We start from the raw sequence: 23,476 nt of genomic DNA on the forward strand, positions 1-23,476 counted from the left end.
GTAGGTACGGAGACGACGATCCGGTTTGTGCGTGATAGCAAACCCAAACACCGTCAATCTCGCATCAATCGTGAAATCAAAAATCGCATGGCATTTGGCGACGTGAATCAACAACGTCGAATCTGTCTCGATTCGCGATCGCAGAAAGCTGCCAAGGCAGTTTTCCGCCGAATCGCGTTCGTGTCAGCGTTGCTTGCTGCGCAAACGGCTGCTGGTCAGCAGCCACCGCCTGCAAACGCCGCGACACCTCCCGCCCCCGCAATCAAGGTGTCCGCCGAACCAGTCATCCCGACCCGAGCCAATCCGTTCGCCAATGGACTGAAGTCAGCCGCGTCAAAATCGGCTGCCCCAGCTAGCACCTCAGCCACAGCCAATCCATTCATTGACTCGGCGGTGCCAAGCGCCAAACCATCGCGTCCCATCGCGACGTCACCGAACCTAGGCAGGTCTGCCCTGACGCGATCGCAAACGGCCACCGCAAACCCGTTTGCGAAATCCAAGCCAGCCATCGAACCGCTTCAAGGGCCAGTTCAAAAGGCAGTTCAAACGCCGATCCAATGGCCGCCCACCCAGCTAGCCAGCGAAACAACTGCCAGCAAACCAACGGCCAGCAATCTGCCAAAGGCTGCCGGTGCAAACTTGCCTCGCCTAGCTGCACCAATGAGCCAACCGTCCAATTCGGTGCCTGCATTGTCGCTGCCGTCGGCCGACGTCCTGGATGCTGCGATCACCAAGCATGGTGGTCCCGACAAAAAGCCTGCCTTTGCGTTTCCTGAGAAGCGTTTGCAGGTCAACACGGTCGCGACAAGAACCCGCGTCGTGGACTCAATGTCATTGGGCGATGAGTCATCTGGTGAACCAACCGAAATAGCATTGCCCCAGTTGAAGCCACCTGCGGAACAAACCGACGGCTACACGCTCGCGATGCCGGCAGCAGCAGCTCCGGTGTCACCATCGCTTAATGCAGCCAGCAAACTACCCAAGAAAGCACAAGAGTCGCTTTCGCCATCAACCAAGACGCAAGCGGATGGCCCAGAGTCCAGCTCGCTCCCCAGCTACGCCCGGCAAAATGTCAACACTCTCAGCGCTCCGACTGTTGCGGAGAACTCAGCGTTTAGCGATGTTCAAATGAGCGCGAGCGAACTAACGCCGGAATCTCCTTCGGCGTCAGCAAGCCATGACGCGTCGCATCCACAGCATTTAGTTTCACCGCCGTCACGTCCGATCCCGCACTCGGTTTCGCATGGTTCCATGGGTCGGTTTCTGGATCCATACCGAGTTCGTGCGAGCGAAACAGCCGACGACGAATCCATTGAGATCATCGATCCGCAACAAATGTTTGCCGAATCCGGCCCGCAAGGGACCATGCCAGCGGCCGAAGGATTTGACATGTGGTGGGAATCCGAAATGACGCGGCCGATTGGATTTACTCGTCAATCGCTAAGCGTCGACGTCGGCACCCTGACCCAAACTGCGCTCGTGTCGTCGCCATATGTGCGTGGATTGCTGACCAAGCCGCATATCCGTCGCTCCGACATCGTGATCGCGGACGCGGAGTTCGATCCGACCGTGTTCTTGGAAGGCAGATTCACGGACACCAACGATCCGGTCGGTAGCGATCTGACAACCGGCGACAATTCCGATCGATTCCGCGACGAAACGTTCACCGCCAACGGTGGACTGCGTAAGAAAACGCGGCAAGGTGCAGACTTGGAATTGGCTCAACGCGGCGGTTTCCAAAGCAACAATTCAACGTTCCTGAATCCCAACCCGCAAGGCACCACTCGGCTTGAGTTCAACTTCACGCAGCCATTGATGCGTGATCGCGGCTGTGCGGTGAACAACATCCGCGTGCTGCTGGCTCAACTGGACTTGCAGATCAACAATGCCGAAGTGCGCGGCGATCTGGAAGACCATCTAATCGATGTGACTCGTGCGTATTGGGATCTGTATCAATCCCGTGCCCAATGGCTGCAGCGAAAACGCCTGCTCGACGGCGCCCAACATCTGAACCAGATTCTGCAAGCACGTGACGCTGTCGATTCACACCAACGACAAATTTTGCGAGCACGCGCAGCGCTGACGACTCGCAAATCCGACCTCGTTCGTATCACGACGCGCATTCGCGACGCGCAGTCACGACTGAGACTCCTGACCGGCAGCCAGCAACTGATCGATTCGCAGCAACTGGAATTGACGCCCCAAGATAAACCTCTGGAATTTCCGGTGGCTGTATCGACCCGACAAAGTGTGATCGCAGCATTGGATAATCGTCCCGACATCGCTCAAGCAATCCGCCGCATCCAAGCGGTTTCGGCGCGTGTGGGTGTTGCAAGAAATCAAGTGCTACCGCGTTTGGATTTGATACTCGGTACCTATGTCGCCGGTCTGGACGACAACCGCAATACCTTCGGTGCCTGGGCAAATCAATTTGGCGATGGGCGACCGACCTACTGGGCTGGGTTGGCCTATGAGCTTCCGGTGGGAAATCGAGCCAGCAAGGCGCGGCTGAACCGCAATCGCTGGGAGATGAGCCAAGTGATGCATGAATTCCAGCAGGCCACGGAGGTCGCATTTACCGAAGTCGAGATCGCCGTTCGTGAAACGCAAACGGCGTACAACTTAATGGTCGCCAAGAAACAATCGATTGATGCTGCCGCCAATGAAGTCAACTACTTGCAACAGCGGTGGGAATTGCTTCCCGATCCAAACGAATCAGCTGTCCTATTGATCGAAGACTTATTGGAAGCCCAAGAACGTTTGGCCGACGAGGAGCAAGCGTTCGTCGCGGCCCAAGTGGCTTACGCGATGTCATGGATTCAATTACGAAAAGCAACCGGCGTGTTGCTACGATTCGATGCAACGGACGACACACCTGCGATCCAGACTTCACAGCAAGATTCGATCGTGCCGGCCGACGCAATGCCGCTTTCCGTTGATCCAATCGACAGGCTGGAAATGTTGGAGCCGGTCGAAGAAGAAATCCCGCATCTCTCCCAAGCGAATCGCCAACCGGCCGCTCAGCCCCAGGACGCTCAGACTCAGGACGCTCAGATCCAGGCTTCTCAGCAGCCAAGCACCCCGCAGAGTCCGCAAGGCTACTCGACGACGCGTGAGTTCTCGATCTCGGGATCGATGCGATGATCCGCGCTGCCCAGTCGATTATCCAGCGATACACGCTACCCAAACGACTCTCCGGCGAAAGCCAGGACCGAAACTCGCTAACTCGGACTGCGATGGCGTCTCGGCGTGCGCGTTTGACGTCCCGGCCGGGTTGGATCACTTCGATCATCACCGAATCTCGATCGCTAGCCGACGAACTGGTCAACGATACATCGGTAACCGGGCTCCAAGAAAACACCAACCGCCTCCGTCACTATCGGCTCAGGGGCACACCGATTGATGACCAGCCATTGCTAACGCTCGCGACGGCCGCGGTGATCGCAGCGGTACGCCGGTCCCTTTCACTGAACCTTTTTGACGTTCAAATTCACGCTGGCTTAGTCGTATCGCAGGGCGCCGTGGCAGAAATGCAAACCGGCGAAGGAAAAACGCTCTCGGGTATTTTGCCTGCCTACCTGCACTCATTGCTTGGTCGCGGCGTACACGTCGCCACCACCACCGACTATTTAGCGAAACGTGATTGCGAAAAACTTTCTGCTGTCTTTGCGTCGCTGGGCGTCACAACAGGGCTGCTCAATCCAAACGCTTCGCTATTGGAAACCCAAACTGCTTATCAAGCCGACGTGACCTACGGCCCCGGCCACGCGTTCGGATTCGATTACTTACGTGATCGGCTGGTTCAGCAACAACACGACCGGGCCCCCACCGGGTCAGCCACGCTGGCTCACTTGGCCGATCGAAGTCGCGGCAACGATCGTCGACAACAGGGAGCCCGCCAGCAAGAATCTCGCCAACGAGGTCTGCACTGCGCGATCGTCGACGAGATTGACCATGTATTGATTGACGATGCCATCTCTCCGCTGCTGCTAAGCAGCTCCAGCGACGGCGAAGCGGCCGACGCGAACATTCACTTCGCAGCGAAGGAATTGGCGACTTCACTTCAGCAAGACGTCGACTTCCAGATGTCACCAGACCGGCAAAAGATCTCCCTTACCAGCGATGGTTACGATCGAATCTACAGCGACTGTCCGATGGCCACCCACGACCACTTGGCAAGACCATGGCACGAATACGTTGTCTTGGCGCTACGTGCCAACCGACTATTCCGCCGCGACGTCGATTACATCGTCAAAGACGACACTGTTCAGATTGTCGATACGTCGACGGGACGAATTTATGCGGATCGCAGTTGGTCCGACGGATTGCAACAAGCCGTCGAAGCTGCGGAAGGCGTTCGCATCACGCCCGAAACCAAATCACTAGCCAGCATCACCCGGCAGAGGTTCTATCGGATGTACGGCACTTTGGGCGGCATGTCTGGAACGGCCGCCAATTGCAAAAATGAGTTTGCCAAGGTTTATGGCATGCCAGTGCAATCGATTCCGACACGACTGGAACCAAAACGCAAACTGCTTCCCGACGTGATCGTCAAAACGCAGGAAGAAAAGTACGCCGCCATCGCTCGCGATGTTAAAAGCATCCATCAGCAAAATCGCCCGATCCTGATCGGCACGCTGAACATCGCTCAAAGCCAGCACATTGCACAACTTCTCTGCGAATCGGGGCTCCGTTTTGAATTGCTCAACGGTACTCAGGACGCGGACGAAGCGGCCATCATTGCGGCGGCAGGAAGATGCGGGGCCATCACAGTCGCAACCAACATGGCTGGCCGGGGCACCGACATCCAGTTGGACGAACAGGCAATTCAATTAGGCGGACTGCACGTCATCTTGGTGGAACGACATCGTCTTGCACGCGTCGACCGCCAGCTGATCGGCCGATGCGCGCGGTGCGGCGATCCAGGGACCGCCACCAAATACCTTTCCGCCGATGACACATTGCCATCTGTGATCGCGCCCTGGATTGGGCGATCAATCGAGCGAAACTTAGGCAGGTCAAAACGATCCACGCTGGAGATCGAACGAGCGTTGCGAAAAGAACAGCAATCGCAACAAAAACGTGCGGCCGAAACCCGTATGCAGCTGCTCAAATCGGACGACAAGCTGCAGGACTTGTATATGCCGACAGGCCGACAAACAGATCCCTTCGGCTGTTGTCAACTTTAAAGAACGAAGCACCTGATCAGTCTTTCAATCGGCTGCCTCAGAACACGTAATGGAATCGAAACGATGAAACCATCACTCACTCTCGCATCGACGACATTGGCCCTCGCAACGGTTGTCATGTCGGGTCAATTTTCAGCGGCAGGAACGATCGAAAGTTTCGTCGAACCCTATCGTCGCGTGGCGATACCAGCTCCTGAGATCGGCGTCTTGGCAGACATTTCAGTCGTCGAAGGCGATCAGGTATCCAAGGATCAAATTGTTGCCAAGCTTGATGATTCCATCTTAAGGTCGTCCGCCAAAGTTGCTCGCGCGGCAATGGAATCCACCGGCACATTGCTGGCTGCCGAATCGGATAACGACTCACGCCTGAATCAACTTGACAGCTACAAACAACTTAAAGAACAAGGCAACGCTTCACCGCGAGAGTATCAGCGGGCCCTGAGCGAACAAGCCAAGTCTGCGGCACGATTGCAGACCGCCAAAGAAGAACTGGAGCTTCGGCGTCTGGAATTTGAACGCGTCAATGTGCAGATCGCCCGTCGTCAGATCACGTCGCCGCTGGATGGAACCGTCGTCGCAATCGACAAAGAAGCCGGCGAATTCGTATCTCCCACCGACCCTGTGGTGATGCACGTCGTACAGATCGACACACTCAAGACCGTGTTTTCGGTACCTCGATCGGCAGCCGTCGACGTCGCAGTGGGACAACAAGTCGAATTGAGCGTTGGATACGAAGCGATCACCTGCACCGGAACGATTGATTTCGTCTCCCCGATCGCGGATCCACAAAGCGGAACGGTGCGCGTCAAGCTGCGAATCGCCAATCTGGAAGGCAAACTGCAAAGTGGATCGGTATGCCGTTGGAATTTGGAGGGATACGAATCCGACCAGCGAATCAGCAACGCCCCAACTTCTAACCAACGTTAACTGGAACCGCGGCATGCTTGATCCGTCGATCCTTGTTTCTGCATCGACGATTCCAACTACCGTTGGTGTCTCGGGGAGCGGCACAGATCTTTCGCCGGATCGCAAAGCACTCGCGGCAGCCACACGCGATCTTATGATCGCCGAACGACATGCCAAGACGCTCGCGGCGACCATCGAAATCCAAGCCGACATCGACGCTTGCCACCAGTTTCAATCAGCCGCCAACACTGCCGTCCGCTGCCTTGGCGAAACGCTGCCGAATTTTCAGATACAAATTGCTTGGCGCAAAGGCAGAGAATCGGTTTGTGACAATGTCGCCGACAGCTCCCCGCCTGAGACGACGTCGAACCTTTGGGTTGCCGCCGCTCAAGAGATTTCTCACCGCGGCGAACTGACTTTGTTTCCGTCGGAAACGCCGGCCAATCGCCATTCTCTTTTGGCTGTGTCGCAGTACGCGAAATCGATTTCTGCTCAGTCGATTATCGGCGTGCCGCTGATTGATCCCAACGGGCACAACCGTGGCGCGTTGATCGCGACCACATCGACCGGCACTCCGGATCTTTCTGCGGCGGCCGCTCAACTTCAGACAATCGCTCCGGGCTTGGTCAACAAACTCGCGTTACTGCAAGCCATTCAACCGGGACGTCTCCAGACGTTGCTACAAAACACTACATCGGCAGCGGGCGCTAAGCAGCGGACCATCGCCATTGCAACCACACTGCTCACTGCTGCGGCGTTGATGATTCCCGTGCCCTACAAAGTCAGTGCCAAGTGTGAATTGCAACCGGTTCAACGACGGCTGATAGCTGCGCCGTTCGATGGACCGTTGGCGTCCGTGCACGTCCGTCCCGGCGACATCGTCCAGCAGGGAGATGCTCTGGCAACGATTGATCCGCGAGAAATCGATTTCCAACTTGCCAGCCTCAACGCGGAACTTCGAAGTGCCGTCCAGCAAAAGATGGGGTTGGTCGCAGAGCACGATTTTGGTGCGGTCGAAATCGCCAATTTAGAAGCACGCCGACTTCAATTTCAACAAGAGTTGCTTCAACATCGTCGCGACAACTTAGAAATCCGTGCGCCACTCTCAGGCATGATCGTCACCGGTGATTTAAAACCATCGATCGGTTCGCCGTTGACAAAAGGTGACGCCCTTTTTGAATTGGCGCCTTTGGAACAGATGGTGGTCGAAGTGGCGATACCTGAATGGGATTTTGCGGCCGTCAGCGTCTACATGCCGGTCGAAGTTCGCTTGAATGCGTTGCCGTCGCGCAAGCTGAGGGGAACCATCAGCCACATCCACCCCAGTTCGGTTCTGCGCGATGACAGCAGCGTGTTCCTTGCGGAAGTCTTGATTGCCAACACCGGCGGGACCTTGCGCCCCGGCATGCGTGGACGCGTCAGCGTCAAGAGCGACAAGCACCTCTTAGGCTGGAATCTCTTTCACCGCGCCTATCATCGCGCACTCATGTTGCTGGGGTGGTGACCCATGCAGTCCCGTGACAACCAGACGATTGATCCATCAGAACAAAAACTTCGGATCGCGGCCGACGTTGTTTTTTGGCCGGTCCGTGAACGTGGCCAGATTGCCTACCGGATCGAGATTCCGTCGCTGCACAAGTTCTTTCGTGTCGGATACGAAGAGTACGTGCTTATCTCATTGCTTGATGGAGAAACCACGTTGCCTCAGGCATGCGGGTTGGCGGCAGCAAGGCTTCGCGACCGCGCGCCGACATCGCAGCAAGCCAAGACGATTGTCCAATGGTTGCTGTCCAACCAGATCGTGCATCCCAGCGATTCGCCAACGCCCGTTCGCAGCCCAGAAACCAGTCGCGACGCGGGATCAAATTGGATTGGAAAGTTGAATCCATTTTGGATGAAGGTTCCGTTGACTGGCAACAAGGGAGCCAGAAACTCCAACTGGATAGAACCGATCGCTGATGCATTTCGATTTTTGTTTGGCCCCGGCGCGGTGGTGCTGGGATGCCTTTTGATCTGCGCCGCAATCTTTTCGCTCGTACTGCACTGGGATCAATTTACCAGCTCAGCAGCCTCCGTTGCCAGCCCCAACAATTGGGCCTGGTTGATTGGCACATGGTTGACGCTGAAAATCATTCACGAAACGGGACACGCCGCGGCGGCACAACGACACGGCGCATCGGTTAGCGAAGCGGGAGTCGTTTTCATACTTTTTGCCCCGCTAGCCTACGTCGACGTCAGCAACGGCTGGCGTCTGACCTCACGTTGGCGGCGTATCGGAATCTCGCTCGCGGGAATGTACGTCGAATGGATCGTCGCCGCATTGAGCGTCATTTTGCTGACTCAATCCGAATCGCCCTTGGTGCAACACATTCTGCACAACCTGATCGTGGTCGCTGGTGTTTCCACACTGTTGTTCAATGCCAATGTCTTAATGCGGTTCGACGGCTACTTTGTTCTGGCCGATATTTTGGAAATGCCGAACCTGTACACCGAAGCGATCAACGAACAGAAACGAATCGCTCGTCGACATCTGTTTGGCCTGAGCGAGCCGACCAGTCAGTACATCGGATGGCGATTGGTTGTTCTGCGTCTGTATGGTTTCGCAGCAATGTTTTGGAAAGTAACCATTTGCTTCAGCCTGGGCATCGCCGCGGCAACCATGTTCGCTGGTGCCGGGATCGTATTCGCGGTCTTCGGCATCACGCTGTGGCTCGGTCGCCCGATCAAACTGTTCGTTGGTTTCATTGGGGCCCTCTTTTCGCGAAACGCTGCCAGCTGTTTTCGCGGTTGTCTTGCCAGTTCCGCATTGGCGTTGGCGGCTTGGTTTGTCGTATTCGGCGTTCCCATGCCCACGTCCGTCCAAGTGCCTGCCGTCGTACGTTTTCGCCCCGATTCGATTGTGCGAAGCGGCGCGGAGGGATTTGTCACTGCGGTGCATGTTCGTGATTCACAACGAGTATCCCGGGGCGACCTTTTGATCGAACTGCAAAACCCTGAACTTCGCCAACGTTTGCTTGAACTACAAATCGATCGAATGAAGACTGAAACGCAGCGGCGTGGTGCCCAACAAACAGGCGACGCATCACTGGCGCAAATACTGGCCCAGCAAGCCGATTCGCTGTCTGACCAAATCGCCAACGTTCAGCACCAAGTCGACTCGCTCCGATTGGTCGCCATTCGAGATGGGCTTGTTCATGCCAGAAACATTCAACACCTGACCGGAACCATGGTCCACGAAGGTGATCCGCTGCTGACGATTGCTGAAGGCTGCGACAAAGAGGTTCTTGCTGTTGTCGCCCAACGCCAAGTCAACACGGTCCGACAATCCCTGGGCAAACAGGTTTCGATCCGGACGGCTAGCTTTCGCCGCGTCCAGGGCACGGTCGATCGAGTGGATCCGCGTGGAGCGACGCAACTGGATGCCCCGTCGCTGTCAGCAACCAATGGAGGTCCGCTCGCGGTGCGTCCGGTTTCAAACAGTGAAGAAGCTGCGGACGCGGAAACGACTCGTCTTCTGGAACCGCATTTCAATTCACGTATTTTGCTCGATGCGTCAACTGCATCGACCTTGCCCGCCGGCATGCGACTGCAAACTTTGATTGGCTACCGGAGCGACACGATCGCCGTCAGGCTGCAATCGCTGATCGCTCGCCTCTGGCATCAGTCACACGATGCAATGCTTAGCGGCGGAGAATGAACGCAGGATTCGGCCGCAATCGGGTGTGGGAGTTCGCGCCGGATTCGCATTGCGTTCACGCCCGTGAAGTCATGCGAACAGGGATTTGCTGCCGAAGCGATTTCCTGGAGTCGCAGGCAATTTTATTTCGCTGCTGGCCACGTCCCATTTTGCGAAAAAATCTTGGCGCAATCTGCGCCCTCGGTCCCAAGATTCGGTGCCCTATTGAATGAATTCCGTCGATGGCAATGCCGTCGACTGCGATGCGGCTGAGCGTCAACAACGCTCGAATCGTTGTTCCATTCAATACTGTTGGATACCGAATGCTGTTTCCCTACGGAACTGATGCGCCAATCTACCACCGTCCCATCGCGACGGTGTCAATTATCGTTATCAACATTGGGCTATTTTTGGCGACCGGCATGGGTGCAGTGTATGCGGTCGGAGCAACGCCGTACGACTGGTTGATCATCGAATTTGACCGCATCAATCCTTTTCAATGGGTGACCGGCGCCTTCATGCACGCTTCCTGGGGGCACCTGGTCGGCAACATGATCTTCCTCTGGTGTTTTGGAATCGTTGTCGAAGGCAAGTTGGGTTGGCGACAGTTTTCGCTGGTCTATCTGGTGCTCTGCTTGGGCGACGGCGCGATCTCGCAAATCCCCATGTTCGCGTTTTACGGAGGAGTAGGCGGGTGCCTCGGCGCGTCTGGTGTCATCTTTGCTCTGATCGCGATCTCGCTCTGCTGGGCCCCCGAGAACAACATGCATTGCCTTTTCTTTTGGTCGTTTTTTGTCCCCTTTCAATTTGACATTCGGATTCTGAGTTTAGGATTGTTTTACGGCGCCAAAGAAATGCTGCCACTATTTTTCACCGGCTTTCGCATGTCGACTCCCATGCTGCACTTGCTGGGGATGTCGGTCGGATTTGTGGTCGCGATTGCAATGTTGAAAAAGGGAATGGTCGATTGCGAAGGCTGGGACGTCATCTCACGTTATGGCGATCCGACGGCTCCACTTGACTCCTTGTTTTGCCGACTGACGAGACGCCTGCCCAGCAAGCAGCGAAAACCTATTCGTGGCAATGATCGCCAAGGCGCATTGCAAGAAACGGATCCTGTCCAGGCGATTCTGCAAAACCCCAGTGCGTACAATCCACGCGGCTATGTTGCTCGATCCAATCGGTCCCGCCGACAAAAATCGAGCACCGAGAAATCCATCAGCTACAATCGCAGAATGCAAAACCCCAGCAACTTCGATCAATCCTCCGCCGATTCGGTCAATCAATCCCGGATGCGTGATCGACGCCTGGCCGCAGTCACATCCTTTCAAGCGGCAATCAATCGCCAAGGGACTGCCGAAGCACGGAAGTTGTTTGCAACCATCTGCGAGCATTGGGGAACCCACGCAATCAATTCCAAGTTGATGGCTGCCTACGCAAAACTGCTAGGCAAAAGCAAACGATATCTCGAATCGCTTGTCCCGTTGAAAATCTTGGTCTCCCGCCGCGCCAAGTGCGCCAACCAAGCTTGCTTGCGAATCGCACGCATCCAGTTCCAGCTTCAAAACGACCGAGATTCCGCAGCAGCTTCGCTGAGCCAAATCTGTGAACCGATCGACGAATCGACTCGGCTTCAACAAGAGCAGCTCGCGGCGCTGATCAGAACATCGACAACAAACACAAAACCAACCGTGGCGACCTAAGGCACAAGTCACAAGTCACTTGGGACAGGCACAGGGCAAGCAATGCCTGTTGGGGTGTGTTTGCTGCACGCTACTGAAAATTGAACTCGATCGTCTCTCCTGACGCACGGGTTCCCAGTGCCCCCCACAATCCGTAATTGCTTTGAGTGCCCGGAAGCGTGACGCTGTCGACTTCGGCGGTCAGAGCCTTGCAATACACGGTGGGTGTGCGCGGATCACCGGCTTCGACCGAATCAGTCATAAACACGACGGCACCGTCGCCCATCATCAAGTGCGATCCACCAGCGTGCCGGCTACTTGGCGGCACGATCCCGCGAGTGTCCGTGTGACCAGCCAAACAGACTTCGGAATTCGGCGGCAGAATCGTGTTGAACTGAGTTTGCAACGGATGAAAGATGGCCCACCGATATCCCCGTCGCGTCACGGGAGCACCAAGAATCGTATAGCCATTGTCCCAGAATCTAGGCCGCTCTGGATCGATCTGCACCGGCGACGTAGCGTCAGCACAAGTCTTTGGATTGTCACCGACGACCAAACTGCCGCCATTGTTGGTGGACGCATGCGTTCGGATGTCGCGGTCGCCCAAATCCGTTGCGATCTCTCCCACCATGATCGTGTTGGACAGTCCGTCGACAAAGTCACGAAACTTCATTGATTTGCGGGGCACAAACGCACCACGCATTCCGCACTGAGCACGGATCATTTGCCGCGCATCGGATTCGTATTGCCAGCTTCCATATCTGAAAATCGTCACGCCGTTTTCGCTGTCGTAGAACGAGTCCCCCGTGCAAGCCGCGTAGTTTGTGCGGCCTAAGGACGGCACGCCAAACCCCGGATCACTTGGACAGCGAAAGGTGGGAATGTCAGTCGCCCAAGGCGGATAGTTTCCTTGAGTGGCACGGGGACCAAACGCGGGCCACAAGTCCCCATCCGCTTCGGTCATCGGATTGCTAATCTCTGACCACAATCCGGCCTGCTCCACAAAAGGCAACAGCCCAACCAAAAAACTCAGCTCCAATCGCGTGTAGCCGGTTCCGTCATTCATGTCAGCCGCGCCGGCCGAGTTGCTGAATTCGTTTGTCGGCCCCGTGCCGTGAATCGGCAGTTGTTTAAAAGCACTGTGATAATTGTGGATACCGATGCCGATCTGGCGAACGTTGTTACTGCAGCTCATCCGTCGTGCGGCTTCGCGTGCCGCCTGAACGGCCGGCAGTAACAGCCCCACCAAAATGCCGATGATCGCAATGACCACCAACAGTTCGACTAACGTGAACGCAGAACGTACCCTAGCTCTTGATAAATACATGGCATAAAAATTCTTACTCAAGGAGACTTAGTATTACTCTTCGACTTCGGAAAGTTCGCTATCTGCCGCTGCTTGCGCGGCCATATCATCAAAGTTGAATTCCGATGTTTCTTGGACCTGTCGGGGACCATCATCGCATCCAGCCACGCAGCAAAACGCGGACAGGACAACCATCGAAAATGCGATTTTCAATCGAGAATTCACGGCGAACACCCACTTTGGTAAAATCGGGGAGCGGAAAATCTTCAAAGTGACCAATCGTACAGGTTCAGCTCTAACGTGCACGTTGCTTTTGCAAAAATTAATGCAATTTTTTGACCGAGCGATTCCGGCTGGTTGATTCACGGAATACCAGAGGCTCCGGGCGATCTAGCAGTAGTGTGACCATGCGGGCAAGACGCAGCGAATGTGGTAGCTTTGCCGCTGAGGCAGCTGGCGCAGCGATCTGCGAACCATTGGCTATTTCGCTGCAGTCACCGAATTGTGCTGCGACAACGCCCGCAATCGGGCAATCGTCCGGGTAATCAGCCGGGCAAGCTGCCGATCTAACTGCTCACTCACTCTCACACAAAAGCTCCGATGACGACCTACTACTCCAACGGTTCCGCAACCACTTCGCTCACGTCCGATGACCTTCGCGAGGCATTGCTTGAAACGTTTGAGAAAATTGGCCGGCCCAAAAAAACGCTCATTCTGCCCCCCGATCACACTCGGCTCTTTAGCCGCGCCGGAGAACTCACCGGCCAGTGCTACGAGATTTTGGGCGATTCCATCACCGACATCATGCCCGCGTTGGGCACCCATTCGCCAATGAAGCCGGACCAACTGGATCACATGTTTCCAGGTGTTCCCCAAAGTCTTTTTCGTCCTCACCGCTGGCGTGATGATGTCGTAACACTCGGAACGGTGCCCTCGTCCTATGTCAAAGAAGTCACCGGCGGCGTCTACGATCAGCCATGGCAAGCACAAGTCAACAAGATGCTGCGCGATGGCGGTCATGATTTGATCTTTTCAATCGGGCAAGTTGTTCCGCACGAAGTCATCGGCATGGCCAACTACAACAAGAATGTGTTTGTCGGAACCGGAGGCGCCGAAGGAATCAACGAGAGCCATTACTTGAGCGCCGTGTACGGAATCGAACAGACCCTGGGCCGCGCCAACACGCCACTGCGTCAGATCCTGAACTACGCGCAGGACAAATTCTGCCAAGACATGCCTTTGCTGTACGCCTTGACCGTCATCCAACAAATGCCCGACGGAACACTTCACACACGTGGTCTTTACATTGGCGACGATCACGACACCTTCTTTGCTGCCGCCGAACTTGCCAAAGAAGTCAACATTACGCATTTGGATCGCGCACCAAAGCATGTCGTCGCTTACTTGGATCCGGCCGAATTCAAAAGCACTTGGCTGGGCAACAAATCCATTTATCGAACTCGTTTGGCAATCGCGACAGGCGGACGCTTGACCGTCCTGGGCCCCGCCGTTGAAGAATTTGGTGAAGACCCTCAGATCGACGTGTTGATCCGCAAGTACGGGTATCGCACCAAGAAAGAGATCATTCAGCTAGTCGCCGAAAACGAAGACCTGGCAGCCAACCCGTCCGCCGCAGCGCATCTGGTTCATGGTTCGCATGAAAACCGATTCGAGGTGATCTATGCGGCCGGCAAATTGTCCGCTGATGAAATTTCGTCGGTCAATTACACACCGGGAAATATCGACGACCTAATGAAGCGGTACGACGTCTCGAAACTCACCGACGGCTGGCACAAAGACGTCGATGGCAGCGAGTTTTACTTCATCCAAAACCCAGCGTTGGGTTTGTGGCAAGCACCGCTGTAAACGCAATGACGTTGGCAAGGGAATCACTGACTTGCGTTAGCAATCATTGATCCTTGTGATTTTTGATCGGTTGCTGACCGCCACCGAGAGCGATTTCTGGCGAAACCGCTCCGATCACGGTGTTTCGGTGCCTTTTTCTGCCTTGGTCCACTTTGGGTGTTCTGCTAATCTCCGCCTCGACAGGCAAATTAGCCAGTTATTCAACGAAATGGGCAGCCACGGAAGGTTGCTCATCAGGCGTCAATACGCTGGAAAGGAATCCGACGTGGAACAAGCCAAGCAAGCCGAAAGCCAGAAAGCAGCGTGCGTCCATATCCGCTGGATGATTCGCCGTGACATGCCGGCGGTTCTGGGCATTGAAAATAACTGTTTTGAATTCGCATGGACCGAAGACGATTTCATTCGTTGTCTTCGCCAGCGAAATTGCATCGGGATGGTCGCCGAAAAAGATGACCAGGTCGTTGGGTTCATGATCTATGAACTTCACAAAAACCGATTGCACATATTAAACTTTGCTGTTCACTCCGACCAGCGTCGTGGTGGCGTGGGCAATGCGATGGTCAGCAAATTGCTGGGCAAGCTGTCACACGAACGTCGCAACCGCATCATGTTGGAAGTTCGCGAAACCAACCTGGAAGCGCAGTTGTTCTTCAAGTCATTGGGTTTCCGAGCCATCTCTGTCTTGCGTGACTTCTACGATGACACCGTCGAAGATGCTTATCTGATGCAGTTCCGGTATCAACCAACAGCAGAAGAACTGTCGCAGCCACACAATCGAATTTCACGCTTGGCTGGTTGATCGATCGGGCAGAACCCAATTTCCGCTCGCCATTTAGAAGTGGACGTGCTGGATCACAACAAAACTAGAAACCCTCTCGGTTACCGTGAGGGTTTCTTCATGCGCATTTCAGGTGGAAGCGAACCACGTTATTGATTCGCACTACAGAGGCTGAACATCGCCCATTTCATCAGCGGCATACTTCTTTGCGCTGCGAGTTCGCTTGAACAAAAAGAATAACGCAACGCCTGCCAGTGCCAGCAACCCAACTCCCAGTAGTGGGCGATAAAAAATCCACGCGATGCTGATCGTGATCAGTGACCCAGCCGCCGCCAACAGGAAGGCGACAAATCCGGTTCCTGCACCAACGATGCTGCCAAACAAGGGCACGACATCGGCAAGCACTGAGAGTGGTTTCATCATCATCATGAAGCCAAAGAACATCATACCGCTGCCCAGGGCTCTCAAAATCCAAGTCATCTGAGCGTTCTTGGCTTCAGCAGTGGCGATCATTTGCTCGGGCGCGACGTTTCCCATACTCAGCATGTTCAACCGGGTGTCGTACTGCGTGACGTAGGGCTGCAATGTTTCGCCTTTCTGTTGGCTCATCACACTGACCATCGAATTTGGCACCGCGGTAAACGAGACTCGAATGTCGCCGATGCGAGGCATGTCGTCATACTGTCCACCCGGACGAAAATAAGCGACGGTTGTACCGTTCTCTTCTTTGACCCGAATGTTCTCGCGAATGTCTTCGTCAATGTTTTCCAGTTCCACGTCCAGCCGATCATCGCCACTGATTTGGCTCGTCAGCGAACTGGAAAGCAAATAGCCTCCGACGTGAACCGTGCCGGCCTCTTGCGTCATCGATGGGAACCGCATCGATTCGGGATTGGTGTGCCCGCCCTTTTGATGAAAGTCACTGGAATCGACCAGCGAACTTTCCCAGTCCTTTTCGTAGTCATACGTGGTTTCGGTTCGCGTTCCGCCGCCCAGTTTCTTCTTGGTCTTGGAAGATTTCTTCTCAACCCATTGAAACATTTCGGCGTTGCGTTTTAACCGAATGCCATTGAACTGAACACCAAACTCTTTGTCAGCGAGCGTTTCGTCGGTGTTTGCCGTTCCCGTAAAGTAAACGAACTTGCCATCATTTTCGGGCAGGATTGAATCCGATTCGACGGAGACCACCGCGCCCGCACCTTCCTTCAATCCCTTGGCAGTTTTGACGGCTCGGCCCTCATTCCAAAACAACAACGGAACCGAGACAACTGTCAGCAGCACCCCAACAATGATGCCTTTAAAGGCGCCGCCAATGCGGCCAAACCAGGACTCTTCGGTGACAACAACGCTCATTGAATCGCTTTCGATGAAACTGGGAGCAGAGAGTGGGAAATACGAATGGGCCGCTTGTTTGGCGAAGACAGCTTCCCATTCAGTAGTGATTGCTTTTCGCCGGCCAACAGGACACTCGATCTGGATCTATTTGGCAAGTAGCATCAGTATCTCGTCTCTTGGCACAAAATTTAAAACCAACGGCTGTGATCCGTCATCTTGCGACTGCTGCCAAGTCACGTAGTAGCCCTCGTCGGTGCTGAGCACGTCAACATACCGACTGCATCCGGTCCCATGCGGACTGACAAAAAGTGGCTCTGTCAGACTCAGTCGATCAAGGCGCGCAAGGTCGTTGGTATCGACGACAGCGGCACCGCCAAGTTCTTCGCAAGAATAGCCCCGCGGACGCGCGACCGCGGATTGATGTTCGTCCAGATTGCGAACGCATTCCCCGCCATCGTAAAAGAACAAACCACGTTGCTGACCAGCCAGAATCCCAACCGACGGCAATTCCACGATCGCAGTCCCGCGAGTCATGGCGACGTCCCAGGTAAACCCGCGTGGAAAAAAGTCAAACGAAGCGACCCGCTCGATCGTCCCATCTGTCGCAAGCGGCACCTTGCCCGTATTGGAACTGCTCCAGCAAAACGGATGAGTACAAAAAAGCAAGTGTGATTGATCCTGGTGATCAAACACGAACGGATCCTTGACTTGAATGAACCGTGGGTCGCGCGTCGAAAGGATTGTTTCGACGGAGCCACTGGCCAATGAAGGCACATCTGCGGCGACGATACGGTCGACGGTCCAAACGCCCGTCCCGGGCTTCAAAAATTGCTCCAGGCCCGATGGATAATCGATTCCCGTCTTTTCGGTCGACAAAAACAACTGCACGCCGCCGTCCACGATTCGCAGTGCAGTTCCTTCGATCGACAACACTTCATGACCGTCGGTATTCAAATCGGACTTGGACCAGCTCACGGCCTTCTGAAACGTTTGGCCATCATCGTCCGAGCGAAAGACCGCCATTTCCAGGCCACGTTCGCCCTTTCCCAATCCCGTTCGCGAATCACCTTGATTGCGATATCGCCCGACCAACCACAGCGTGCCCGATGGATCCTTCACCAGATTCCCGCCACCGAACCAATGCCCTGTGCCAGGACGTTGCGGAGGCACGATCACGCGCGCTTTATCTTGATTGACAAGAGTTTGAGCAATCTGCGTCAGTACTTGCCGCTGCGTCGGATCAACAAGAGCAGCTTCGTTACGATCAGTCAAAGGATTTTGGTCAGCAAAAGGTCAGCGAGGGACGAGCATCTCGCAAACGAAATGCTCAGGTTCAGATCAAACTTCCGACAAGGTAGGGATTTTGAAATCCGGATTGTTCGGATCTTTCAAAAGCACGTTAGCCAAGTCCGCCATCTCGCCCGTGTGCGTTTCGGTTTTCGGATCAAAATTCAGGGTGGGCCCAACCGTGTACTTTTCTGTATCGGCCACTCCGACTCCATTGGCCATGACGTCATGCAACTTTCCGAAATGCTTAGCGGCGTCGACATTGTCACCAAACTTCCCAGCCGATACGTCAAACGGAACTTCTTTTCCTAAGCGATAGGAGTTGTTCATCAGGTGCCCTAAGACACAGCCATAATGAGCATCCATCACGTTCCCATTGGCCATTCTGGGATCGTTGGCGCGGACGGCGGCGATAAACGCTTTCCAGTTGCCACCCGGAGTGACTTTGCCTGGCTCTAGTTCCAACGCCTCTGGTTTGTCAGCTCCTGGACGTAGGATTTTGTACTTGCCTTCGCCCGTGATCACACTGCCGTCTTCCAAGTAGTATTCGTTGTAGACCTGCCGCTGGTAGCCTTTGTAGTTCACGTTGCGAACATTGAAGAACACCATTTGGCCGTTGGGATACTCCGCCATGGAAAACATCGTATTGGGTGTTTGTCCCTGATCGTCCCACGCAAACCGACCGCCAATCGCCATGGTGCGAACGGGATGTGTTTGATCGTCGTCGATCGCCCAACGGGCGACGTCCAACTGGTGAGTCCCCTGGTTGTTGAGATCGCCGTTGCCCGTTTTCCAAAACCAGTGCCAATTGTACGGGTGATAATTGCCGTGGTACTTATCGATGACCGCGGGGCCTTTCCATTGTTTCCAGTCAAGATTGGCGGGAGCCGGTTCGAACGGTTTGGTACCGATTCCGCTCCGTGGTTTGCAGCAGTATCCGTAAGCAATTTTCAAACGCGGCAGCTTGCCCGATTTCAAAGCTTCGTGCAGCCCCGCGATTCCCGCATTACTACGTCGCTGGGTCCCGTGCTGAATGACGACGCCGTATTTTTTCTGAGCTTCGACAGCAATGCGTCCTTCGCCCACATCGTGACTCATCGGCTTTTCCACATAGACGTGCTTTCCAGCTTGAGCAGCCGTGATCGTGATCAGTGAATGCCAATGATTGGGCGTCGCAACCGAGATGGCGTCCAAATTCTTATCATCAAGGGCTTCTCGAAAATCCGAAATGCCCTTGGTTTCGTATTTGCCCTCGGCGCGTTTGTTGATGCTTTTGACTCGATCGTAAAGCACCTTTCGATCCGGATCGATCGCATAAGCGACTTCGGTATTGTCGGCGCCCATCCAGCCACCGACGTGTGATTGCCCGCGCCCGTTGAGTCCTGCGACCGCGATCCGCACTCGGTCATTGGCACCTTTGATCTGCCCGGATGCCCGCGTCCCCATGATGATCAAGGATCCCCCCGCAACCGAAGTGGTTTTCAAGAAACTGCGGCGAGTAGATTTCGACTGTTTTGGGCGGGACTTGGCTGTCATGGCGGGACATTAGAGAAAGGCGTATCGGGAGGACTAAATCAAGCGTCTATCTTAACGTCACGCATGAAGCTGTGTGTCATTGGACTGCTGGCGTTCGAGTGGATTTGTTGCACTGATTTTCGCACGCATGACGCGTCCCTGACCGCCACGCTTGAATCGCCAGCCAGGCACAGCACTTTGGTTCTTGCACCGCAGACGCATGGCCGCCGCGTTGGGCAAGCGAATTTTCCTGAACCAATCGATCGATCCAATCACTTAGAATCCGTCGACCACCAAACACCTTCTCGAAAGCGCCGTTGGTCGCCCTGATTGTCTACTAGTCGTGATCAAACCTTCGCGATCCGCACCACACTCGTCTGGACAATCGGAACGCTGGAACCGCCTGTCCACTCCGCCAGCCAAAACCATTCATCTGCCGACTGACCATTTACTAAGACTGCGATACCGCACGGGCGATCGTCCCATCGATCAATCCCAAATTATCCAGCACCCCAACGATCCATGGACTTGCCAACCAGCACAGCGCCGGGATGCATCCGCAACTCTCAATCAACTTGGTAACCCTGATGCACATCCGTCACGCCGCGGATCCACCAACTTTCGGTACTTCGGGTTCCCGCAAAGCGAAAAATAGTTGCTCCAAACCATTGAACGTTTGTTTCATCCCTCACTTGGCTGTTAATCCGAGCTTGATCCTCGATCGGTCCCGTAATTGCCGCTAGTTACGTAAACCCGACCTCTCAATCGGATTTAAACAGTGCAAAAGTTTTTCACCTGAACCGAGATTTCGGTGAGACACCCCCGCATTCGTACTCGCTAGGCTGATTTCACCTGACACATCGCTTGATGTGACTTCTCTTCTCTTCTTCTCTTCTCACCAATGACAGGGGTGTCACTTGTTTTCTCAAACCTCAGAGTACGCGCTACGCGCCGTCGTCTGGCTGGCCGAACATCGCAACGAAGGCCCGGTCGGCAACAAACGCATCGCTTCGGACACACAGGTCCCGGCAAGCTACCTCTCCAAAATCTTGCACGACTTAGCGTCGGCGGGATTTCTGTCATCACGACGCGGAGTCGGTGGCGGATTTCAGCTGATCATCTCTCCGGATGAGTTGACGATGTTGGATGTCGTCAACGCCGTCGATCCCCTCAAGCGGATCACGTTTTGTGCGCATGTCAGCAAATCGAGTGAACCGATGTGCCCGATGCATCAGCGGCTCAATCAAGCCATCGGCTTAGTGCAGCAAACACTTGGCGACGCCACGATCGCCGAAGTCATGCAGTCGCCCGAATCCGTCGATGGCGAATCCGGTTCGCAACCGGTTCGAGTGGACAGAGCTCCGACACAAACGGCCCATGCAGAAAACCCTCAGTCGGGCAGCGTGGTGCATATCCCTACGCCAACCATGGTCGATGATTCGGCTGTCCATCGCCAGGAAACGACGCCATTGCCATCCGTCCTAGCAGCCTCAGGCGCCCGATAGATCGGCTAAGACTTCAGCGTGGTTGCAGACGAGTTGCTAACTGACCAGTTCAGCAAATCGCCAGAAACCACGTCTATCCTACAGGGGTTTCCCTCCGCCCTTGCCCGCTCCGAGTTTTCGGAGTGGGATTTTTTTTGCCCTTTCGCACCCCACCCAAAGACCAGAGGACTACAATTCGTGTCCCGAAGTCGATGTGTATTTGCCGGTCGCAAATCGCCGACTGAGATTTCGCTCCCTCTACTAAAAAAGAGAACGCTGTATGAATCTGAAGAACATTGTGTCGCTTGCCTTGGCTGTCGCATTGATCTCCCCCGTCATGGCTGACGACGCGGTGAAAGAGAAGAAGAAAAACGCGAAAGGAAATCGCGGTGCTTCGATGGCCGGTCAATTGATCAAGCAGCTTAAACCAGTTGGATTGACGGACGAGCAAACCAAAAAGATCAAAGAGCTTGCCAAGGAACCGACTGAGTTAGCTAAAAAAATCCGTGAGGAAGCCGGCCTGACGCCTGAGCTGATGAAGAAACGTACTGCTGCAATGAAAGAGCTGAAAGACAGCGGCAAGAAGGGAAAAGAGATGAATGCCGCTGTCAATGAAAAGGCTGGGCTAACCGAAACTCAGATTGCTGCGTTCACCAAAATGAATGAAGCGAGAACGAAGTTTCAGCGTGCAGCAATGGCTCTACTGACTGACGAACAGAAAGCAAAAGTTCCTGAGAAAATGCAACGCATGTTAAAGGGCCCCGCCGATAGAAAAGGTAAGGGCAAAGGGAAAGGCAAAAAGAAAGACGCCACTGAGTAGGCTGCATTTGCACTTACCAATCAATCCTAGAACCTTCGATCCAACACGGTCGAAGGTTTTTTATTGCGTTCTGAACCGACTGCGGCAGAGTCACAATTCTTTCTACACCACCAGATCGTGAACGACGTGACCGTGGACGTCCGTCAAACGAAAATCACGCCCCTGATAACGGTACGTCAGTCGCTTGTGATTGATCCCCAGCAGGTGCAAGATCGTTGCGTTTAAATCGTGGATGTGCATCGTCCCGGGTGTCCAAGTTGCCTTGTCCGGTTGCGGTGCCAATGGATTGCCGTCAGCGTCCGCAATGTTGTAGCCGTAGTCATCGGTTTGTCCGTAGGTAATCCCGGGTTTGACGCCGCCACCAGCCATCCAAGTGGTAAAGCATCGCGGATGATGATCGCGGCCGTAGTTGTCTCGAGTCAAACCACCTTGGCAGTAGGCAGTCCGCCCAAATTCTCCGCCCCACACGACCAACGTGTCATCCAGCAAACCGCGCCGCTTCAGGTCTTTGATCAACGCCGCACAACCTTGGTCGATGTCTTTGCACTGCGATTCGTGTTCGGCAGGTAGTCGTCCGTGTGCGTCCCAGCCGCGGTGAAAGATCTGAATGTTTCGCACCCCACGCTCGACCAAACGACGAGCGTTTAAACAACAAGCCGCAAAGGTTCCGGGCGTTTTGGCATCATCACCGTACAGCTGCATCGTCTCGGCTGATTCTTGTGACAGATCCATCAACTCTGGCACCGACGTCTGCATCCGGTACGCCATTTCGTGCTGTTTGATGCGAGACAGAATCTCTGGGTCAGCAAAACGTTGGTGCTGTTGTTGATTGAGCGATGCCAGCGCATCGAGCTGCTGCCGTCGGTCAGCCGAACTGACTCCTGGCGGGTTGCTCAAGTACAACACCGGATCACCTTCGCTCCGCATTAACATGCCTTGGTGGTCGGACGGCATGAAACCGGTGCCCCACAATCGGTTGAACAGACTCTGCTCGGGAAATTTGGTGCGCGCGTGCATGACAACGTAGTGCGGCAGGTTATCGTTCATGCTGCCCAGCCCGTAACTCAACCAAGCGCCCAGACTGGGCCGACCGGGAATCTGGCTACCGGTTTGGATGTAAGTAATCGCCGGATCGTGATTGATAGCCTCGGTAAACGTGCTGTGAACCACGCACAGTTCATCGGCAACCGTCGCGGTGTGTGGCAGCAGTTCGCTGACGTAAACACCGTCCGCGCTGTTGTCGTGTTTGGTGAACTTGTACTTACTGGGGCAAACCGGCAGGCCATTCTTTTGGTTCGACGTCATTCCTGTGATTCGCTGACCGTCGCGAATGTGATCCGGAAGCTGCTTGTTGAACATGTCCTTCATCTTGGGCTTGTAATCCCAAAGATCCAGGTGACTGGGACCGCCCGACATAAACAGATAGATGACGTGTTTTGCCTTGGCTGCGTGGTGCAAACCCGAATGATCGCTCGTCCCATCGGTGGCCGCCTGCAAATCATTTCCAACTAGCCCCGCCATGGCGGCCGTACCAACACCCAACGCCGACCGCCCAAAAAGCTGTCGTCGTGTCATCATCAAATCGTGTTCGCGAATCGGATTCATGGTGTTTTCTCAATCTTTGTATTGGCA

16 protein-coding genes are annotated in these 23,476 nt (G+C 54.7%); 10 read left to right on the forward strand and 6 right to left on the reverse strand.

What is annotated here, in order from left to right; genetic code table 11:
- The first annotated feature begins 27 nt into the window (after positions 1–27).
- From K239x_RS28830 to K239x_RS18965, 6 genes are all read left to right on the forward strand, one after another.
- Complete coding sequence (locus K239x_RS28830; RefSeq protein WP_419189152.1) at positions 28–3,144, forward strand: TolC family protein; 3,117 nt, start codon at positions 28–30, stop codon at positions 3,142–3,144.
- Positions 3,141–5,189, forward strand: a complete 2,049-nt coding sequence (locus tag K239x_RS18945; protein ID WP_145419756.1) for a preprotein translocase subunit SecA — start codon at positions 3,141–3,143, stop codon at positions 5,187–5,189. The genes K239x_RS28830 and K239x_RS18945 overlap by 4 nt, the downstream gene beginning before the upstream one ends.
- 63 nt (positions 5,190–5,252) lie before the next feature.
- Positions 5,253–6,116 (forward strand): efflux RND transporter periplasmic adaptor subunit, encoded by an 864-nt coding sequence (locus tag K239x_RS18950; RefSeq protein ID WP_145419757.1) that lies wholly within the window; start codon positions 5,253–5,255, stop codon positions 6,114–6,116.
- A gap of 13 nt (positions 6,117–6,129) precedes the next feature.
- Complete coding sequence (locus K239x_RS18955) at positions 6,130–7,599, forward strand: efflux RND transporter periplasmic adaptor subunit (protein WP_145419758.1); 1,470 nt, start codon at positions 6,130–6,132, stop codon at positions 7,597–7,599.
- Positions 7,600–7,602: 3 nt separating this feature from the next.
- Positions 7,603–9,792: a site-2 protease family protein gene (locus K239x_RS18960; RefSeq protein WP_145419759.1), complete on the forward strand. Its 2,190-nt coding sequence runs from the start codon at positions 7,603–7,605 to the stop codon at positions 9,790–9,792.
- Positions 9,793–10,013: 221 nt separating this feature from the next.
- On the forward strand, positions 10,014–11,474 hold the full coding sequence (locus tag K239x_RS18965) for a rhomboid family intramembrane serine protease (protein WP_419189153.1): 1,461 nt from the start codon (positions 10,014–10,016) through the stop codon (positions 11,472–11,474).
- Between the two features lie 70 nt (positions 11,475–11,544).
- Here the strand turns inward: K239x_RS18965 and K239x_RS18970 are convergent, their stop codons facing one another.
- Positions 11,545–12,780 carry a DUF1559 domain-containing protein gene (locus tag K239x_RS18970; protein WP_145422448.1) on the reverse strand — a complete coding sequence of 412 codons (1,236 nt, stop codon included), beginning with the start codon at positions 12,778–12,780 and terminating at the stop codon, positions 11,545–11,547.
- 33 nt (positions 12,781–12,813) lie between these two features.
- On the reverse strand, positions 12,814–12,984 hold the full coding sequence (locus K239x_RS28835; RefSeq protein ID WP_419189154.1) for a hypothetical protein: 171 nt from the start codon (positions 12,982–12,984) through the stop codon (positions 12,814–12,816).
- Positions 12,985–13,359: 375 nt separating this feature from the next.
- Between K239x_RS28835 and K239x_RS18975 the strand changes: the two genes are divergently transcribed.
- Both K239x_RS18975 and rimI read left to right on the forward strand, forming a co-directional pair.
- Positions 13,360–14,625: a nickel-dependent putative hexonate epimerase gene (locus K239x_RS18975; protein WP_145419760.1), complete on the forward strand. Its 1,266-nt coding sequence runs from the start codon at positions 13,360–13,362 to the stop codon at positions 14,623–14,625.
- A 322-nt stretch (positions 14,626–14,947) separates the two neighbouring features.
- Positions 14,948–15,424, forward strand: a complete 477-nt coding sequence (gene rimI / locus K239x_RS18980) for a ribosomal protein S18-alanine N-acetyltransferase (RefSeq protein ID WP_145422449.1) — start codon at positions 14,948–14,950, stop codon at positions 15,422–15,424.
- A 141-nt stretch (positions 15,425–15,565) separates the two neighbouring features.
- On the opposite strand, the gene K239x_RS18985 is transcribed toward rimI, so the two are convergent.
- The 3 genes from K239x_RS18985 to K239x_RS18995 form a co-directional block, all read right to left on the reverse strand.
- Positions 15,566–16,756: a TMEM43 family protein gene (locus K239x_RS18985; RefSeq protein ID WP_145419761.1), complete on the reverse strand. Its 1,191-nt coding sequence runs from the start codon at positions 16,754–16,756 to the stop codon at positions 15,566–15,568.
- 126 nt (positions 16,757–16,882) lie between these two features.
- Positions 16,883–18,010 carry an exo-alpha-sialidase gene (locus tag K239x_RS18990; RefSeq protein WP_419189155.1) on the reverse strand — a complete coding sequence of 376 codons (1,128 nt, stop codon included), beginning with the start codon at positions 18,008–18,010 and terminating at the stop codon, positions 16,883–16,885.
- Positions 18,011–18,076: 66 nt separating this feature from the next.
- Positions 18,077–19,561 (reverse strand): Gfo/Idh/MocA family protein, encoded by a 1,485-nt coding sequence (locus K239x_RS18995; RefSeq protein ID WP_145419762.1) that lies wholly within the window; start codon positions 19,559–19,561, stop codon positions 18,077–18,079.
- An 896-nt stretch (positions 19,562–20,457) separates the two neighbouring features.
- Between K239x_RS18995 and K239x_RS19000 the strand changes: the two genes are divergently transcribed.
- Together K239x_RS19000 and K239x_RS19005 are read left to right on the forward strand one after the other, a co-directional pair.
- Positions 20,458–21,045: an RrF2 family transcriptional regulator gene (locus K239x_RS19000; protein ID WP_145419763.1), complete on the forward strand. Its 588-nt coding sequence runs from the start codon at positions 20,458–20,460 to the stop codon at positions 21,043–21,045.
- A gap of 316 nt (positions 21,046–21,361) precedes the next feature.
- A complete protein-coding gene (locus K239x_RS19005; RefSeq protein ID WP_145419764.1) occupies positions 21,362–21,844 on the forward strand; it encodes a hypothetical protein in 483 nt (160 codons plus the stop codon).
- A 102-nt stretch (positions 21,845–21,946) separates the two neighbouring features.
- Here K239x_RS19005 and K239x_RS19010 read toward each other — a convergent pair whose 3' ends face one another.
- Positions 21,947–23,449: a DUF1501 domain-containing protein gene (locus tag K239x_RS19010; RefSeq protein ID WP_145419765.1), complete on the reverse strand. Its 1,503-nt coding sequence runs from the start codon at positions 23,447–23,449 to the stop codon at positions 21,947–21,949.
- Positions 23,450–23,476: the final 27 nt, after the last annotated feature.

The organism is Stieleria marina, assembly GCA_007741555.1.
Classification (GTDB): domain Bacteria; phylum Planctomycetota; class Planctomycetia; order Pirellulales; family Pirellulaceae; genus K23-9.

Excerpts from the sequence above, each read along its gene's own strand:
- K239x_RS18945 (WP_145419756.1), top strand. The coding sequence starts at position 3,141 with ATGATCCGCGCTGCCCAGTCGATTATCCAGCGATACACGCTACCCAAA.
- K239x_RS18950 (WP_145419757.1), top strand. The coding sequence starts at position 5,253 with ATGAAACCATCACTCACTCTCGCATCGACGACATTGGCCCTCGCAACG.
- K239x_RS18955 (WP_145419758.1), top strand. The coding sequence starts at position 6,130 with ATGCTTGATCCGTCGATCCTTGTTTCTGCATCGACGATTCCAACTACC.
- K239x_RS18960 (WP_145419759.1), top strand. The coding sequence starts at position 7,603 with ATGCAGTCCCGTGACAACCAGACGATTGATCCATCAGAACAAAAACTT.
- K239x_RS18965 (WP_419189153.1), top strand. The coding sequence starts at position 10,014 with ATGGCAATGCCGTCGACTGCGATGCGGCTGAGCGTCAACAACGCTCGA.
- K239x_RS18970 (WP_145422448.1), bottom strand. The coding sequence starts at position 12,780 with ATGTATTTATCAAGAGCTAGGGTACGTTCTGCGTTCACGTTAGTCGAA.
- K239x_RS18975 (WP_145419760.1), top strand. The coding sequence starts at position 13,360 with ATGACGACCTACTACTCCAACGGTTCCGCAACCACTTCGCTCACGTCC.
- rimI (WP_145422449.1), top strand. The coding sequence starts at position 14,948 with ATGATTCGCCGTGACATGCCGGCGGTTCTGGGCATTGAAAATAACTGT.
- K239x_RS18985 (WP_145419761.1), bottom strand. The coding sequence starts at position 16,756 with ATGAGCGTTGTTGTCACCGAAGAGTCCTGGTTTGGCCGCATTGGCGGC.
- K239x_RS18995 (WP_145419762.1), bottom strand. The coding sequence starts at position 19,561 with ATGACAGCCAAGTCCCGCCCAAAACAGTCGAAATCTACTCGCCGCAGT.
- K239x_RS19005 (WP_145419764.1), top strand. The coding sequence starts at position 21,362 with ATGGCTGACGACGCGGTGAAAGAGAAGAAGAAAAACGCGAAAGGAAAT.
- K239x_RS19010 (WP_145419765.1), bottom strand. The coding sequence starts at position 23,449 with ATGAATCCGATTCGCGAACACGATTTGATGATGACACGACGACAGCTT.